Origin of the sequence: Tardiphaga sp. (assembly GCF_028290785.1) — a bacterium.
In the GTDB taxonomy this organism is placed as follows: Bacteria; Pseudomonadota; Alphaproteobacteria; order Rhizobiales; family Xanthobacteraceae; genus Tardiphaga.
In genome coordinates this window covers 1-15,511 of the sequence record NZ_JAQGJD010000167.1, presented here as the reverse complement: position 1 = coordinate 15,511, position 15,511 = coordinate 1, and the positions used below count along the sequence as shown (strand labels likewise).

The following is a 15,511-nucleotide window of genomic DNA, read 5'->3' as shown; positions in this document are numbered from 1 at the left end:
CCAGGCCGTAGCCGATCAGCTGATTCTGCCGCACGCCTTCGATATTGGCGAGATCCTTGATCCGCGATGTCGCCTCCGCCGAGGCAACCGACAGCAGCAGCGCAATGAGCGCCGCGCAGGCCGCCTGGCAGAACTGGATCGAAGGTAGGCTCGGCATCCTCTGCTCCCCGCTGAGGTTTGGGCTGGATCCGCCGCCACTCCCATGACGATGATCCAGCCAACCCTATGCGAGCGCCGTGCCAGTCGATTTTGGCGGTATAATCCATTGATATCATTGAATGTATTATTCTGGGCCGCTCTCCGCGGAAGTCTCGAGCCGAGTCGAAACTGCCGCTCGCGGCAGATTTTGCCGGGCTATTCACTATTGATTAACCATAAAAGCTCACCTTTCCGGATGAGGGTCCGTTTACGGATTCGATGTCATCGTCGAATCGCAGGCGCCCTCGCGGCCAGGTCAGGCCCTTACCCTCGCTGGATATGTCGATGCGCATCTACGGACCGAACGGCACCACCCTTGGATCGCCCTCGTCGGGCACCAAGCGCACCAGTTCGACTGGATTTTCGCTGCCGGATGCGGCCGGGGCTGCGGAGACGCGGCCGACCGTAGCGCCGCGCCCGGCCGCCAGCCTCGATGCGCTGCTGGCCATGCAGGGCGTCGAGGACGCCACCGAACGGCGCAAGCGCTCGGTCGCGCGTGGCCGCAGCGCGCTCGACGTGCTCGACGACCTCAAGCTGGGCCTGCTGGCCGGTGCCTTCGATAACTCCACCGTGGCCCGGCTGCGCGCCGCAGCCGCCGACCTGAAATCCTCGTCCGGCGACCCCGGCCTCGACGCCGTGCTTTCGGAGATCGAACTGCGGGTCGAGGTCGAACTGGCCAAGGCCGGCCAGGGAATGGCGAAAGCCTAACGGACCCCTGACCAAAGTCTAAGCCGGCGGGTGGGGGTCCTGCGGTTGGGTGAGTTCCGCTGCGAAACCCTGTGGTAGGCGCGTTTTCCGGCTTGCGGCCGATATTGTCTGTCACATGGCCTCGCTATATAAGCTGCGGCGCGGCAGTCATTTCCGCCGCCTTGCACGGACAGATGGATTGGCCTTGGACAAGTTGAAAAGCTATCGACCCTCCGAAAAAGAGCCTTTCATGAACGACCGCCAGCGCGACTATTTTCGCGCGAAGCTGCTGGCCTGGAAGGAAGAGATTTTACGGGAGTCCCGCGTCACCCTGCAGACCCTGCAGGAAGAGAACGTCAACCACCCCGACCTCGCGGATCGCGCCTCGTCGGAAACCGATCGCGCCATCGAGCTGCGCGCGCGTGACCGTCAGCGCAAGCTGATCTCCAAGATCGACGCCGCGATGCAGCGCATCGAGGACAATACCTATGGTTATTGCGAGGAGACCGGCGAGCCGATCTCCCTGAAGCGTCTTGAAGCCCGCCCGATCGCGACGCTGTCGGTGGAAGCCCAGGAGCGCCACGAAAAGCGCGAGAAGGTATATCGCGACGAATAGGTTCCGAGATTGCAACGGCCGCCTGATCAGGCGGCCGTTTGATGCGACGCCACGCACCGCCGCTGCACTCTGGCAGCCGTGGTTGCTTTAGTGCGGTGGGCTTGCCGCTGGTTTCTTGCCGCGCAGCCGAGCCCAGACCGGCACCACGATGAAGCTGGCCACCGGGACCAGCGCCGCGCCGAGTAGCAGGCCGAGCACGCCGGCACCCGCGGCCGTCACGATCCAGGTCATCGCTCCGGAGAGTACCGGTACAGCCCGTGCCGCTAGCGTCGCCGCCGCTTCTATCATGTGCTCGATCTGCGGTAGCCCGTATTCGGCGAGGCCGTGAACTACGATTCCACCGCCGACCCAGATCATCGCCGCGGTTCCGACCACGCCCAGTACGCGCAGGAAGTACGGCATGCCCAGCACCAGCAGGCGGCCGAACGTGGCCTTGAACCGACCCCACGGCGACTTCCGATCGCTCTTCGCCAGCGCGAGGCCGACGTCGTCCGCTTTGACGATCAGCGCGACGCCGCCGTAGACGATAACGGTGATGCCGATGGCGACGACCGCCAGAACGATAGCCCGGGTCACGAACGGCCCGTCGGGAATCGCTGCCAGGGTGATAGCCATGATCTCCGCCGACAGGATGAAATCGGTCTTGATCGCGCTTGCGACTTTGTCGTCTTCCATCGTCTTCGGGTCGATAGCGAGCGTTTGGACGTCGCCGCCAGGTGCATGGTGAGGCATGATGGCCTCGAAAACCTTCTCGGTGCCCTCAAAGCAGAGATAGGCGCCGCCGATCATCAGCAGCGGTGTGATCGCCCATGGCGCAAACAGACTCATCAAAAGCGCGGCTGGCAGCAGGAACAGCAGCTTGTTGCGCAATGAGCCGATCGCAATTTTCTTGACAATGGGCAGTTCGCGCGTGGCGTCGAAGCCGACCACATAGCGCGGCGTCACCGCGGCGTCGTCGATCACCACGCCGGCCGCTTTGGCGCCGGCCTTGGCGGCCTGTCCAGCAATATCATCGACCGACGCAGCAGCCACTTTCGCGAGGCCCGCGATATCGTCGAGAAGGGCGATTAGTCCAATACTCATGGCGGCCTCTGGCTGCGGTCGTTGTCGCTGCACTGCGAGACCGGATATGACGGCATGGATTAGACTGCGGTCTCCGCAATGGAAACCCGCAGCTCTGTCCATCTTGTCGCAGTTGTGGTGTTCTTGGCGGGTTGCGCGGTTCCGCGTCCCCGTATCGGAAGCCGAATATGACCAACATTGCCGCCGCCGCCAACATTGTCGCTGCTGCACGTCGCACGCGCACGCGTCTGGGGTCTCTGCTTCCAGACAATGCTCCGCAAGACGAGGCCGAAGGCTATCGCATACAGGACTGTGTCCATACGCTGCTGTCGGCCGACTTCGGCGCGCAGGCCGGTCACAAGATCGGCTGCACCAGCGCGGTGATGCAGACCTATCTCGGCATCCCGCATCCCTGCAGCGGCGGCATTTTTGCCAGCGGCGTGCACGCCAGCGGCGCATCGCTGCGCCATGACGACTATGTCCGCGTCGGCGTGGAATGCGAGATCGGCGTGCGGATCGGCCGCGACCTGTCCGCCGCCGCGGCGCCGTTCACGGCCGACGGCGTTGTCGATGCCATCGATGCCTACCTGCCGGCGATCGAGATCGTCGATGACCGCTATGCGGACTGGCGGACGCTGGGCGCGCCGACGCTGATCGCCGATGATTTCTTCGCCGCCGGCTGCGTGCTCGGTGCGCCGCGCGCGCGCGCGCAGGTGCCCGATCTGCTGTCGGTGGTCGGCCGCGCGGTGATCAACGGGATCGAGGTCGGCTGCGGCACCGGCGCCGACGTGCTCGGCCATCCGCACCAGGCGCTGGCCTGGCTCGCCAACCATCTCGCCGGGCAGGGCAACAGCCTGCGCGCGGGCGAGATCGTGCTGACCGGGAGCCTGGTGCAGACGGTGTGGCTAAGCGCCGGCGATGCGGTGGTGATGGAACTGTCCGGGCTCGGCCGCGTGGCGGCGGATTTCAGAGGTTGAGCCGCGCTTCTTGCGTCTCCACGGGGGAGAGGAGAAGAGAGCGACGGTGTTGCATCGACAACTCCATAAACGACGAAGGCCTTCCGTCAGGGGAGCTGACGGAAGGCCTTCGCGTAGGACACTTCACGGCGTGGGAGCGCGGTGTGAAGTGTGGGAGCTCTGAAATTTTAGAACGGCAGCAGCACGTCCATCACTTGCTGGCCGTAGCGCGGCTGCTGCACGTCGGAGATCTGACCCCGGCCGCCGTAAGCGATACGGGCCTGGGCGATCTTGGCGCTGTCGATGGTGTTGTCGCTCTGGATGTCCTCCGGGCGCACGATGCCGGCGACGATCAATTCGCGGATTTCGTAGTTGACGCGGATCTCCTGCTTGCCCTCGACGACGAGGTTGCCGTTCGGCAGTAATTGCGTGACCACGGCGGCGACGCTGGTTTGCAGGTTTTCCTGTCGCTGTACCGAGCCCTTGCCGTCGCTGGACGAACTGCCATCGGCGGTCAGCAACCGGCCGGGCAGTACGCTGGTCGCGGGGTTCGATATCAGCTTGCTGCCGAGGAAGTCGGTGACCCCGGAATCTTCCTTGTTGGTGCGGCTGCGCTGGGTCTCGTTGGCGATGTTGGCCTTATCGGTGAAATTGACAGTCACCGTGAGAATGTCGCCGATTTGGTGCGCGCGCTGGTCCTTGAAGAAGGCGCGCGAGCCGGATCGCCACAACGAGTTGGCGTTGTAGGACGCCACTTCCGGCTTCGGCATCGGCATCTGCACAGGCTTGTAGCCAGGCTGCGCCACCGGGTTCTCGATCGCGGCCAGCGCCGGCTTTTCGCCGATGGCGGAGAGCCGTTCCAGTGACGAGCAGCCGCCGGCCATCATGGCGGTCGTCAGCAACGCAGCGGAGAGCAGGGGACGGTTGTACTTGAACATCAACGTTACTCGGCTTTTCGGGACACTGGTACTTGTTCGTTGGCGGCGACCGCCACAGGTGCGGCAGCTTCGGAAGTTTTAGCTGGCGCCGCTTCGCTGGCCGGTGGCAGGCGCGGGGCGGGGACCGACACGGCAACCTGACCGCGGCCGACCACGACGCCGGAGACGGTGCGTTTGGACTGCAGGTTGATGACGTTGACGACGTCGCCTTCAGTGCCCGCTTCCATCGCTTTGCCGCGAATGGTGAGGTAAAGGCCGGCGGATTCGTAAACCAGCGTGACGGCCTGGTCGCGGCTCACCAGGTCGGGCTTGGTCAGGTCGGAGACCCGCAATGCCTGGCCGGCGCGCAACTGGCGCCGCGCCTGCATGCCGACGGCGCGGTCGCGGCTGGCGACGTCGTTGCCGACTTCGGCTTTCGGACGCCGCTCGACGATCACGTCGGAGGATTTCAACACTTCCTTGCTATCGACGCCGCGCGCCAGCACCGCGGCTTCCACGGTCTCGACCGCGCTGCCGGTGAAGCGCAGCTTGGTGACAGCCGCGTTGGCATCGTTGCCGATAGAGAAGGTGACGTCGAAGCGGGTGCTGCGCGGATCGTAGCGCACCGAGATCGGGTCGAGCGCGCCGCTGTTGGCGGCGTCAAGCCGCAGGCTCTGCACGTCGCGGTCGAACGTCAGGCTGAGATTGGCGGCGTCGCCTAGTCCGTTGCGGTGCTCCAGCGCCAGCGCCACCTGGGTTTCGATGTCCTTGGCCTCGACGCTACGCGACAGCCGGGTGATGGTGACGTCCTGGATGTTGCGGGTATCGACGCCGATCACCTGGTGGGTGCGCAACGTCGCGATGATTTTGGCGGCCGACAGCGACCCGACGGTGCCGAGATCGGGCGCGCGGTAGATCGCGATCTGCGCTGCCGGTCCGGCGTTGTCGATGACGTCGCCGATCCGCACCACATCGCCGGCGACAGTGACGTTCGCGCGTAGCACCGGCGAGGCGATGACCTCGTCGAGGGTCTGGCCGAGCGCCGTGGTGGCGCAGGCGGCGAGCAGGGAGGTGGCCAGCAGGAGCGAGCGAAAGACCATCATCAACTCCCTTAGCGGAACATGTTGGAAGTGGACTGCATCATCTGGTCGGCCGCGCTGATCACCTTGGCATTCATCTCGTAGGCGCGCTGTGCGGCAATCAGATCGGAGATTTCCGACACCACTTCGACGTTCGCCTGTTCCAGGTTGCGCTGCTGCAAATCGCCGAAACCATCGGCATTGGCGACGCCGTCCTGCGGTGCGCCGGAGGCCGGCGTGTCGGTGAACAAGTTGTCGCCGACCGAGAGCAGGCCCGACTTGTTGATGAAGCGCGTCAGGCCGATGGTGCCGAGCGTCTGCGGTGTGGTCGATCCGGCCACGGTGACCGAAACCTGGCCGGAGGCGCTGATGGTGAGACCCGACGACGCCTGCGGGACGGTGATGGTGGGCTGCAGCGGGTTGCCCTGCGCATTGACGATGCGGCCGGTGTTGTCGGTCGTGAACGAGCCGTCGCGGGTGTAGGAAAACGTGCCGTCGGTCATCTGGATCTTGAAGAAGCCTTCGCCGCGCACCGCGATGTCGAGGTCGCCGCCCGTGGCTGCCAGCGTGCCCTGGGTCATCATGCGGGGCGTGCCAACCGTCTTGACGCCGCCGCCGATATCGACGCCGACCGGGATGATCGTGCCCTGGTCCGACGCTTGCGCGCCGACCCGGCGCACGTGATCGTAGATCAGGTCCTGAAACGCGGCCGTCTGCTTCTTGAAGCCGGTGGTCCGCATGTTCGCAATGTTGTTGGAGATGACCTGGACGTTGAGTTCCTGGGCCGCCATCCCGGTCGCTGCAGTGTAAAGAGCGCGCATGGGTGTGTTTCCTTAAGCCGGAACGTCGGCGAGTTTTTCGATCGCGGAGCGGCGCATGTCGGCCTGCTGCTGCAGCATTGCCGAGATCTGCGTATAGGCGCGGGTGACGTCCATCATCCGGGTCATTTCCATCACCGAGCTGACGTTGGACCGTTCGATGAAGCCCTGATTGACCTTGGCGGTGGTCGAAGGCTGCGGCGCATTGCCCTCGCCCGCCGCGTACAGGTTCGAGCCTTCCTTCAGCAGCCGCTGCGCCTGCGAGAAGCTGACGAGGCGCAGCTTGCCGCGCACCGAGTCGATCCGGTTCACGCCTTCGAGCACGGTGATGTTGCCGTCGGGCGCGATGTTGATGTCCTTGTCGCTGGGCTGGAACACGATCGGACCGGAGGTGCCGAGCACCGGGCTGCCGGATTTGGTGACCAACTGGCCCTTGTCGTTGATCTGCAACCCGCCATCGCGGGTGTAGCGTTCGCCGCCGGGGGTTTGCACCACCAGGAAGGCATTGCCGTCGATAGCGACGTCGAGCGGGTTCTTGGTCTGCTCGTTGGGGCCCGACGACAGGTCGTGCAGCGTGGCGCGGTCCTGCACGAAGCTGACGCGGCGGTCGCTGCCGACGAAGTTGTCTTCATGGGCCGGGGTGCGCAGATATTCCTCGAACACCGACCTGTCGGCCTTGAAGCCGGTCGTGTTGATGTTGGCGATGTTGTTCGCGACGACGTCGAGCTGTCGCTCCAACGTCATCTGCCGCGATAGTCCGATGAGACCTACGTTCTCCATCGGTCATTCTCCCCTGAGTTCCCGCGATTGGCCCTCCCAGGCCGATCGCGAATCCTGCGAACCGCACAGCTCTCCCAAGCCGCGGCTCGCAGAGTGAGTAGCGAAAGCCGTGCCAAGTCGGAAAGTTTAATTATTTCAGTTAGTTGCTGTTTTTTGACGTTTGCGCGGGGCGGCAGAAAGGTCTTGTTGACCATATTGATCCGGCAAAATTTTCCTACCTGCAATGCAAAAGAAAGGTTCCATTAACCATTGCGACCTAGCGTCACAATCAACAGGGCCTTGGGCGCTGGCAGCATTTGTATCGCGTTTTTAAAGCCTGCTTTGCAGCATCGAGCTCATCCCAACCCCGAACGGGCAGGCGATGGCAGATAACGATTCCACGGAAGACGGCGCGGGCGAAGCGGCGGCACCGAAGAGCAAGTTCAAGTTGATCGCGATCGTGGTGGTCGGGCTGGTGCTCGCCTCCGGCGCCGGCGCGTACTTCTTTCTGTTCAGCCACCCGAAGGAAACCCATGCCGAGGTGGCGGCGCCGAAGCCGCCGTCCTTCCTCGATGTTCCGGAAATTCTGGTCAACCTCGCCGGGCAGCCCGGCGACCGCGTGCAATATCTCAAGGCCAAGATCGTACTCGAGATCAAAGACGAGAAGCTGGTCGAGCTGATCAAGCCGTCGATGCCGCGCATCACCGACATGTTCCAGACCTATATGCGCGAGCTGCGCGCCACCGATCTCAACGGCTCGGTCGGCATGTTCCGGCTCAAGGAAGAACTGACCAAGCGCGTCAACGCCGCGGTTTCGCCGAGCCAGGTCACCGCCGTGCTGTTCAAAGAAATCCTGATCCAGTGACGGGACCGAGCTAGATCATGGCCAGCCAGGAGCAAATGGACCAGGACGCCATTGCTGCCGAATGGGAAGCTTCTCTGGATTCAGAGGACCCCGTTGAGGCTGCGAAGGCGGCTGCCGAAAACGAGCTTACCGGGACCATGGCCGAGCAATGGGCCGCCATGGTCGATGACGGCGGCCGTGACATGGGCGCCGGCAAGAACGGCGGCGGCGAGCGCGTGTTGTCGCAGGAGGAAATCGACAACCTCCTCGGTTTCAGCGTCGGCGAGGTCCATCTCGACGAGAACAACGGCATCCGCGCCATCATCGATTCCGCGATGGTGTCGTACGAGCGTCTGCCGATGCTCGAAATCGTGTTCGACCGCCTGGTGCGGCTGATGACTACGAGCCTGCGCAACTTCACGTCTGACAACGTCGAGGTCTCGCTCGACCGCATCACCTCGGTGCGGTTCGGCGACTACATGAATTCGATCCCGCTGCCCGCGGTGCTCTGCGTGTTCAAGGCGGAGGAATGGGAAAACTTCGGCCTCGCCACCGTCGATTCCAGCCTGATCTATTCGATGATCGACGTGCTGCTCGGCGGCCGTCGCGGCGAGGCGTCGCTGCGCATCGAGGGCCGGCCCTACACCACGATCGAAACCAATCTGGTGAAGCGGCTGATCGAGGTTGTGCTGGCCGACGCCGAGCAGGCGTTCCGGCCGCTGTCGCCGGTGAGCTTCAGTATCGACCGGCTGGAGACCAATCCGCGCTTCGCCGCGATCAGCCGGCCCGCCAACGCCGCTATCCTGGTGCGGCTGCACATCGACATGGAAGACCGCGGCGGCAATATCGAGCTGCTGCTGCCCTACGCGACCATCGAGCCGATCCGCGCCGTGCTCATGCAGATGTTCATGGGCGAGAAGTTCGGTCGCGATCCGATCTGGGAAAGCCATCTCGCCACCGAAATCGCGCAGGCGCAGATCTCCGTCGATGCCGTGCTCTACGAGGCCGAAATTCCGCTGAAGCAACTGATGATGCTGAAGGTCGGCGACACCCTGCCGCTGGAAATGCGCGCCGACGCGCTGGTCCAGGTCCGCTGCGGCGACGTCGTTCTGAGCGAAGGTCGCATGGGCCGGGTCGGCGACCGCGTCGCCATCCGGGTTACGAAGCAGTTGCGCAAGCCCAACACAACCTTCGCGATGTTTGAAAAGGCCGACGAGCAAACCAAGATGATGGAGGCACAATGAGTCATTCACTAGGTATCGTGATCGAGAGTCTGGTCGCAGCCCTGCTGATCCTGACGATCGCCTACTGCATGTTGCTTAACAGCCGCCTGAAGCGACTGAAGGCGGACGAGCAATCGCTGAAGGCGACGATCGGCGAGCTCATCACCGTCACCGAAATCGCCGAGCGCGCGATCGGCGGCCTCAAGCACACCGTGCGCGACGTCAATGAGAACCTCGGCAGCCAGATTGCCGCCGCGACCGCCTTGGCGGATCAGCTCAAGGCCCAGCTTGCCGAGAGCGACAGCGTGCTGCGGCGGCTTTCGCGCATCGCCGTGGCGGCCCGGCCGCTGGCCGATGCCGAGCCGGCTGCTGCGGCCCCCGACGCACCCAGGGTGTCGGCGGCGCGCGCCAATGCCGCCGCGGCGCAGGCGTTCGCCGAGCGCAGGAGGCCTGACGGCATCGCTGCATGAAAGCCTTCCGGGACATTCGCGTCATTCCAGTCGTGCTGGTCGCGATCTTCGGCCTCGCCGTGCTGAAGATCGCCGGCCTGGTGATCGATGGCGGCTATGTGTTCGACTACCAGCCGCAGGTGGCGAAAAAATCCTGGGCGCAGCAGACGTTCAACTTCCCGGGCGGCCAGACGTCCGCTGCGGTGGACTCCGATATTACCGGCTCCTCGGGCCATGGCGCCAAGAAGGAAGAACCTGCCAAGCCGGCCGCGGCAGCGCCGCAGGTAGCGCCGCCAACCACGGTCGCTCCCGTTGAACCCGTCCCGACCGTTTCCCCGTCGGAACGCGCCATCCTGGAGCGGTTGCAATCGCGCCGCCAGGAACTGGAAGCGCGCGCGCGTGAGATCGATATTCGCGAAAGCCTGATGAAGGCGGCAGAGAAGCGCATCGAGAATCGCGTCGATGAACTGAAAGGCGTCGAGGCCGGCATCAAGACCGCTACTGAGCAGAAGGGCGAGGCAGGCGCCGCGCGCTTCAAGGGCATCATCACGATGTACGAGGGTATGAAGCCGAAGGACGCCGCGAAGATCTTCGACCGGCTGGAAATGCCGGTGCTGTTCGATATCGCCTCGCAAATCGCGCCGCGCAAGATGTCCGACATTCTCGGGCTGATGCAGCCGGAAGCTGCCGAACGGCTGACCGTCGAACTGGCGCGGCGCGCCAGCGGGGGGGACCGCTCCGCCTCGGTCGCCGACCTGCCCAAGATCGAGGGCAAGCCTATGCCGGCCAACCGGAATTAAAGGGATTCGTTAACAACTCCTTAGACCGCGGAATCTAGATTCAAACGAGGAGCGGGCGCCCGGCCGCCGATCGATCATCGGGCTGAAAGACACTCCGGAATGGCGCGCATGGCTGCCGTTGCAAGTTGGACGCTAGCCCGCGCGTGGACGCGGGCCGTTCGGCGTTGCGCGGGCCTCGTCGCTAGCGCGTTGCTGCTGACAATGCTGACGCCAGGCGTCGGTCACGCGCAGGACGTCAAGGGCACCGCGACGATGGTGGTGTCCGGCGGCTATGCCCGCATCGTGCTGAAGCTCTCCGAGGACGTGGAGTCCGAAGTCACCCAGGCCGGCACCATTCTGGTGATCCGTTTCAAGCGGCCGGTCGATGTCCCGGTTGATATCCTGTCGGACGCGGCGCCGGACTATATCGGCTCGGCGCGGCGCGATCCCGACGGCTCGGCGATCCGGCTGGCGCTGTCGCGCAAGGTCACGGTCAATTCGATGGCGGCCGGCGAGCGCGTCTTTATCGATCTTTTGCCAGATAACTGGAAGGGCATGCCGCCCGGCCTGCCGCAGGACGTCGTCAAGGAACTGTCCGAGCGCGCGCGGACCGCCGAGCGCGCGCTGCGCCAGCAACGCGCGGCATCGGAAGGCAAGGCGCGTCCGCCAATCCGGGTCCGGGCTTCGGTGCAGCCGACCTTCGTGCGCTTCGTGTTCGAGATGCCTAACGGCGTTGGCGTGTCGTCGGCGCTGAACGAGAAGATGCTGACGCTGACCTTCAATGCCGGGCTGGTGTTCGATCTCGCCGATGCCAAACTCTCGGCGCCGCCGAACATCGCCTCGATCGGACAGGCGACGGACGGCAACCGCACGGCGGTCGAACTCGGCCTGATCGGCGACGTCGATGTGCACTCGTTCCGCGAGGACAAGAACTACGTCGTCGATGTCGGCTTCCAGCAGGGCGACAAGCCATCGCCGCTGGCAAAGCTCCCGGTCGCTCCGGCCGCCGCGGCGAAGCCTCCGACCGGCGAGCGACCGGCTAGCGAAGCAACACCGCAACATTCCAGCGAAATCGCGCCGCCGACTTCGGAATCGATCGCGCGGGAGGCGACGTCGCCCAAGGTGGCTGAAATCGCGGCCAGGATTGAACCGGCCAAGGCTGAGTTGCCGAAGGTCGAGGCGCTCAAGCCCGAACCGCGCAAGGCCGAACTGCCAAAGGTCGAAGCGGCCGCGAGGCCCGCGCCGGCCCCCGAGGCGCCCGTTGTCGTCGCCCCCGTCAAAGAAACGCCTGCGCCGCCTGTCATTGCCGCCGCGCCCGTGGTGCCTGTTGTGAAGCCGACTCCGGCCGTCGTGGCCGAAAGCCCCGGCATGCCGGTGGAGGTCAAGCGCAGCAGCGACGGCCTGCAGATGAGCTTCGCCTTTGCCGCGCCGACGCCGGCGGCGCTGTTTCGCCGCGGCGACATCATGTGGCTGGTGGTCGACTCCACCAAGCCGATCGACGTGGCGGCGATCCGCCGCGAGGGCGGTTCGATCATCGCCGACGCCAGCATCGTCAAACTGGATAAGGGACAGGCGATCCGCATGCGCCTGAACCGGCCGCAACTGGCCTCGCTGACCCCCGGCGATGCGGCGGGCACGGGCGAGAGCTGGTCGGTGATGTTCGCCGATACCCGCCAGACCCAGTCGCTGCCGCTGTCGGCGATCCGGAATATTGCCGATCCCTCGCACGCCAACGTGGCGGTGCCGCTCAGCAAGCCCGGCCTCAAGCATCGCCTGATCGATCCCGATGCCGGCGATGTGCTGGATGTGATCACCGCGTTGCCGCCGCCGCGTGGCTTCATCCGGCGCCAGGATTTCGTCGAGTTCTCGCTGCTGGAATCGATCCACGGCGTGGTGATCCAGCTCAATTCCGACGAGGTCGTGGTCGATGCCAACATCGACAAGGTGACGCTGAGCCGGCCCGGCGGATTGACGCTGTCGGCGGCGGACGCGGCGCCGCAGCGCGCGTCATCGGTGGCGCGGCCGATCTTCGACGTCGGCCAGTGGCGCAAGGACCAGGAGGGGCCGTTCAAGGACCGCTTCGACGTGCTGGTGAATGCCGCATCGTTGGCCGACGACAATACGCGCACCGCGGCGCGGATGGATCTGGCGCGCTTCTATATGGCGCGCGGCATGTACCATGAAGCCAAGGGCGTCGCCGATCTGACGATTTCGGAGTCGAAGGTGGGCCAGGAAAATCCGGTCGCGCTGATCGTCCACGCCGTTGCCAGCGTGATGATGGGCCGTCCCGAGCAGACTCTCAAGGACGTCGCCAATCCCGTGCTAGGGCCCGGCTACGACGCCGAGCTGTGGAAAGCGCTCGCTTACGCCAAACAAGAGAAGTGGGTGCAGGCCCGCGAGAAATTCAAGAACTCCGAACTGGCCACCGCGTCGCTGCCGGCGGACCTGCAGCGCGTCGCGATCTCGCAGGCGCTGCGCGCCGCGCTCGAGGTCAAGGACTATGCGGGCGCTTCCGCGCGCGGCAGCGAGCTGGAACTGGTCGGCATCCCGCCGGAGATGAAGCCTTCGACGCTGCTGCTGTCGGGCTGGCTCGACGAGGCGCTCGGCCGCGACAAGGATGCGCTGTCGAAATACCAGGAGGCGATCGCCTCGCCGGACCGGCCGGCGGCGGCGGAGGCCAAACTGCGCGAGATCGCGCTGCGCCAGAAGCGTCTCGAGATCACCAATGAGGATGCGCTGAAGGAGCTCGAACTGCTGGCGGTGATGTGGCGCGGCGACGGGCTGGAAGTGCAGACGCTGCAGGTCCTGTCGCGGATGTATTCGGAGCTCGGCCGTTACAAGGAATCGCTGCTGGCGGCGCGCAGCGCCACCGAGCGGCAGGCCAACAGCGAGGCGGCGCGGCAGGTGCAGGATGACGCGCAGGCGTTGTTTTCGCAGATCTACCTGAGCTCGAAAGGCGACAACCTGCCGCCGGTCGATGCGCTCGCGATGTTCTACGAGTATCGCGAGTTGACGCCGATCGGGCGGCGCGGCGACGAGATGATCCGCCGCCTGGCCGACCGCCTCGTCGCCGTCGATCTGCTCGACCAGGCCGCCGAGCTGCTGCAGTACCAGGTCGATCACCGCCTCGAAGGGGCGGCGCGCGCCCAGGTCGCAGCGCGGCTATCGATGGTCTATCTGATGAGCCGCAAGCCGGAGCGCGCCATCGCGGCACTGCGCACGACGCGGATCGCCGATCTCGCCGGCGAGTTGCGCCAGCAGCGGCTGCTGCTGGAGGCCCGCGCGCAAAGCGACATCGGCCGCCGCGACCTGGCGCTCGATATCATTTCCAACGTCGGCGGCCGTGAGGCGATCCGGCTGCGCTCGGATATCTACTGGTCGGCGCGGCGCTGGCGCGAAGCCTCCGAGCAGATCGAATTGTATTATGGCGATCGCTGGCGCGACTTCACGCCGCTGACGGTAGCCGAGAAAAGCGACGTGATCCGCGCCGTGGTCGGTTATGCGCTGGCCGAAGACGCGCTCGGGCTGGCGCGTTTCCGCGACAAGTACGCGCCGCTGATGTCCACCGGCGCCGACAAGATCGCGTTCGACACCGCCAGCATGCCGGCCTCCGGCACTAATTCGGAATTCGCTGCCATTGCCAAGATGGCCGCGGCGGTCGATACGCTCGACGGCTTCCTGCGCGAGATGAAGGTGCGCTTCCCCGAAAGTAGCGCCAAGGCGGTAGTGCCTGGCGCCGCCGCGGATGCCGAGACCACCGGCTCGCTGCCGCCGGTCAAGGTGCGCAAGATCGAGATGACGCGGTAGGCACTCTTCGGTCGTGTACGGACGCGGGCACGAAGGGACGGCTACTGCCCGTAACTTTGCACCAGGCTCCCGGCCACCAGCGACCAGCCATCGACCAGCACGAAGAAGATCAGCTTGAACGGCAGCGATACCACCGCTGGCGGCAGCATCATCATGCCCATGGCCATCAAGACCGAGGCGACCACGAGGTCGATGATCAGGAACGGCAGGAACAGCAGGAAGCCGATCTCGAAGGCGCGTTTCAGTTCCGAAATCATGAAGGCGGGGATCAGGATGCGCAGCGACATGTCATCCGGCGTGGCAGGGATCGGCTCGCCGGACAGGTCCATGAACAGCTTGAGATCCTTCTCGCGGACGTTCTTCATCATGAAGCCGCGCAGCGGCACCGACGCGCGCAACAGCGCCTGCTCGACGCTGATTTCGTTGGCGACCAGCGGCTTGATGCCGTCGTCGTAGGACTTCTGCAGCACCGGCCCCATTACGAAGGCCGTGAGGAACATCGCCAGTGCGATGATCACCGAGTTAGGCGGCGCAGTCGCAGTGCCCAGCGCGGTGCGCAGCAGCGACAGCACCACCACGATGCGCGTGAACGAGGTCATCATGATCAGGATCGAGGGCGCGATCGACAGCACCGTCAGCAGCGCGATCATCTGGATCGCGCGCTCGGTCACGCCGCCATTGCCGGCGCCGAGATTGATGCTGATATCCTGCGCGGCCGCCGGATCGACCAGCGATCCGGCGGTGAGCAAAGTCAGAAGGAATACTACTCTACGCGGGAAGGACGCCGATCTCACGAACTTGACTTTGGACGCCCGAGCAGGGACGCCATCTCGTCTTCGAGATTTTCAAAGCCTGTCTTGACCGGCGGGGCGACCGTCGGCGCCGCGGCGGACTCGCCGCGGGTTGGGACGATCGAGACTTCGCTGGAAGCGCGTGGGGCCGGGCGGTTGGTCGGCGGCTCCGGTGTCACGGGCGGCGCGCCGATGCGAGGCTCGGCTTCGGAACGGGGTTCACTGGAGGGGCGGCGCAAGGCGGCTTCGAGCCGTTGCGCCATGTCGGCGAGATTCTGGTCCGCAGAGGAGATGGCGGGCGCCGGAGCCTCCGTGGGGGCGGGCGCAGCTGGCGGAGCCGGGGGTACCGCTGCGGGCGCAGGCGCGACCGGCGGGGTCGGCGCGACAGCACGTTCTACACGCAGCGGCGGCGTGGTGCGGATCGGTGGCTCCGCGCGCAGCGGCCGCGGCATCATCGATTCCGAGCGCGGCATTTCGCTGCGCGGCATCGGACGCGGCGGCGCCGGCTCGCTGCGAGGTTCGTTTC

Annotated in this window: 15 protein-coding genes; 8 read left to right on the top strand and 7 right to left on the bottom strand. The window is 65.1% G+C overall.

The window, feature by feature from the left end:
• Window positions 1-157, bottom strand: a 157-nt coding sequence (locus tag JWR89_RS09895; RefSeq protein ID WP_299715034.1) for a flagellar basal body P-ring protein FlgI, incomplete at its 3' end; no start/stop codon positions are given.
• Window positions 158-483: 326 nt separating this feature from the next.
• Here JWR89_RS09895 and JWR89_RS09890 point away from each other — a divergent pair.
• Together JWR89_RS09890 and dksA are read left to right on the top strand one after the other, a co-directional pair.
• On the top strand, window positions 484-906 hold the full coding sequence (locus tag JWR89_RS09890) for a flagellar assembly protein FliX (RefSeq protein ID WP_299715032.1): 423 nt from the start codon (window positions 484-486) through the stop codon (window positions 904-906).
• Between the two features lie 184 nt (window positions 907-1,090).
• On the top strand, window positions 1,091-1,501 hold the full coding sequence (gene dksA, locus JWR89_RS09885) for an RNA polymerase-binding protein DksA (RefSeq protein WP_299715030.1): 411 nt from the start codon (window positions 1,091-1,093) through the stop codon (window positions 1,499-1,501).
• 87 nt (window positions 1,502-1,588) lie between these two features.
• Here the strand turns inward: dksA and JWR89_RS09880 are convergent, their stop codons facing one another.
• Window positions 1,589-2,584: a DUF808 domain-containing protein gene (locus tag JWR89_RS09880; protein ID WP_299715028.1), complete on the bottom strand. Its 996-nt coding sequence runs from the start codon at window positions 2,582-2,584 to the stop codon at window positions 1,589-1,591.
• Between the two features lie 167 nt (window positions 2,585-2,751).
• Between JWR89_RS09880 and JWR89_RS09875 the strand changes: the two genes are divergently transcribed.
• Window positions 2,752-3,540, top strand: coding sequence for a fumarylacetoacetate hydrolase family protein (locus tag JWR89_RS09875; protein WP_299715026.1), 789 nt, complete (start codon window positions 2,752-2,754; stop codon window positions 3,538-3,540).
• Between the two features lie 167 nt (window positions 3,541-3,707).
• On the opposite strand, the gene flgH is transcribed toward JWR89_RS09875, so the two are convergent.
• Genes flgH through flgF form a run of 4 tightly spaced genes read right to left on the bottom strand, consistent with a single transcriptional unit; the run spans window position 3,708 to window position 7,113 of the window.
• On the bottom strand, window positions 3,708-4,457 hold the full coding sequence (gene flgH / locus JWR89_RS09870; protein ID WP_299715023.1) for a flagellar basal body L-ring protein FlgH: 750 nt from the start codon (window positions 4,455-4,457) through the stop codon (window positions 3,708-3,710).
• Between the two features lie 5 nt (window positions 4,458-4,462).
• Window positions 4,463-5,536 carry a flagellar basal body P-ring formation chaperone FlgA gene (gene flgA / locus JWR89_RS09865; protein ID WP_299715020.1) on the bottom strand — a complete coding sequence of 358 codons (1,074 nt, stop codon included), beginning with the start codon at window positions 5,534-5,536 and terminating at the stop codon, window positions 4,463-4,465.
• Window positions 5,537-5,547: 11 nt separating this feature from the next.
• The gene (gene flgG, locus JWR89_RS09860) at window positions 5,548-6,336 is read right to left on the bottom strand and encodes a flagellar basal-body rod protein FlgG (RefSeq protein ID WP_299715017.1); all 789 of its coding nucleotides are present in this window, start codon (window positions 6,334-6,336) and stop codon (window positions 5,548-5,550) included.
• A gap of 12 nt (window positions 6,337-6,348) precedes the next feature.
• Window positions 6,349-7,113, bottom strand: coding sequence for a flagellar basal-body rod protein FlgF (gene flgF / locus JWR89_RS09855; RefSeq protein ID WP_299715014.1), 765 nt, complete (start codon window positions 7,111-7,113; stop codon window positions 6,349-6,351).
• A 361-nt stretch (window positions 7,114-7,474) separates the two neighbouring features.
• Between flgF and fliL the strand changes: the two genes are divergently transcribed.
• From fliL to JWR89_RS09830, 5 genes are all read left to right on the top strand, one after another.
• Window positions 7,475-7,957, top strand: a complete 483-nt coding sequence (gene fliL, locus JWR89_RS09850; RefSeq protein ID WP_299715011.1) for a flagellar basal body-associated protein FliL — start codon at window positions 7,475-7,477, stop codon at window positions 7,955-7,957.
• A 17-nt stretch (window positions 7,958-7,974) separates the two neighbouring features.
• Complete coding sequence (fliM, locus tag JWR89_RS09845; RefSeq protein ID WP_299715008.1) at window positions 7,975-9,180, top strand: flagellar motor switch protein FliM; 1,206 nt, start codon at window positions 7,975-7,977, stop codon at window positions 9,178-9,180.
• Window positions 9,177-9,629, top strand: a complete 453-nt coding sequence (locus JWR89_RS09840) for a DUF6468 domain-containing protein (RefSeq protein WP_299715005.1) — start codon at window positions 9,177-9,179, stop codon at window positions 9,627-9,629. The genes fliM and JWR89_RS09840 overlap by 4 nt, the downstream gene beginning before the upstream one ends.
• Window positions 9,626-10,408 (top strand): flagellar protein FlbB, encoded by a 783-nt coding sequence (locus JWR89_RS09835; protein ID WP_299715002.1) that lies wholly within the window; start codon window positions 9,626-9,628, stop codon window positions 10,406-10,408. Before JWR89_RS09840 ends, JWR89_RS09835 begins: the two co-directional genes overlap by 4 nt.
• 99 nt (window positions 10,409-10,507) lie before the next feature.
• Window positions 10,508-14,194: a tetratricopeptide repeat protein gene (locus JWR89_RS09830; RefSeq protein ID WP_299714998.1), complete on the top strand. Its 3,687-nt coding sequence runs from the start codon at window positions 10,508-10,510 to the stop codon at window positions 14,192-14,194.
• Window positions 14,195-14,235: 41 nt separating this feature from the next.
• On the opposite strand, the gene fliP is transcribed toward JWR89_RS09830, so the two are convergent.
• Window positions 14,236-14,988: a flagellar type III secretion system pore protein FliP gene (fliP, locus tag JWR89_RS09825; protein ID WP_299714995.1), complete on the bottom strand. Its 753-nt coding sequence runs from the start codon at window positions 14,986-14,988 to the stop codon at window positions 14,236-14,238.
• Between the last annotated feature and the right edge of the window lie 523 nt (window positions 14,989-15,511).

Excerpts from the sequence above, each read along its gene's own strand:
- fliM (WP_299715008.1), top strand. The coding sequence starts at position 7,975 with ATGGCCAGCCAGGAGCAAATGGACCAGGACGCCATTGCTGCCGAATGG.
- JWR89_RS09840 (WP_299715005.1), top strand. The coding sequence starts at position 9,177 with ATGAGTCATTCACTAGGTATCGTGATCGAGAGTCTGGTCGCAGCCCTG.
- flgA (WP_299715020.1), bottom strand. The coding sequence starts at position 5,536 with ATGGTCTTTCGCTCGCTCCTGCTGGCCACCTCCCTGCTCGCCGCCTGC.
- fliL (WP_299715011.1), top strand. The coding sequence starts at position 7,475 with ATGGCAGATAACGATTCCACGGAAGACGGCGCGGGCGAAGCGGCGGCA.
- flgH (WP_299715023.1), bottom strand. The coding sequence starts at position 4,457 with ATGTTCAAGTACAACCGTCCCCTGCTCTCCGCTGCGTTGCTGACGACC.
- JWR89_RS09875 (WP_299715026.1), top strand. The coding sequence starts at position 2,752 with ATGACCAACATTGCCGCCGCCGCCAACATTGTCGCTGCTGCACGTCGC.
- flgG (WP_299715017.1), bottom strand. The coding sequence starts at position 6,336 with ATGCGCGCTCTTTACACTGCAGCGACCGGGATGGCGGCCCAGGAACTC.
- JWR89_RS09880 (WP_299715028.1), bottom strand. The coding sequence starts at position 2,584 with ATGAGTATTGGACTAATCGCCCTTCTCGACGATATCGCGGGCCTCGCG.
- JWR89_RS09835 (WP_299715002.1), top strand. The coding sequence starts at position 9,626 with ATGAAAGCCTTCCGGGACATTCGCGTCATTCCAGTCGTGCTGGTCGCG.
- flgF (WP_299715014.1), bottom strand. The coding sequence starts at position 7,113 with ATGGAGAACGTAGGTCTCATCGGACTATCGCGGCAGATGACGTTGGAG.
- JWR89_RS09830 (WP_299714998.1), top strand. The coding sequence starts at position 10,508 with ATGGCGCGCATGGCTGCCGTTGCAAGTTGGACGCTAGCCCGCGCGTGG.
- JWR89_RS09890 (WP_299715032.1), top strand. The coding sequence starts at position 484 with ATGCGCATCTACGGACCGAACGGCACCACCCTTGGATCGCCCTCGTCG.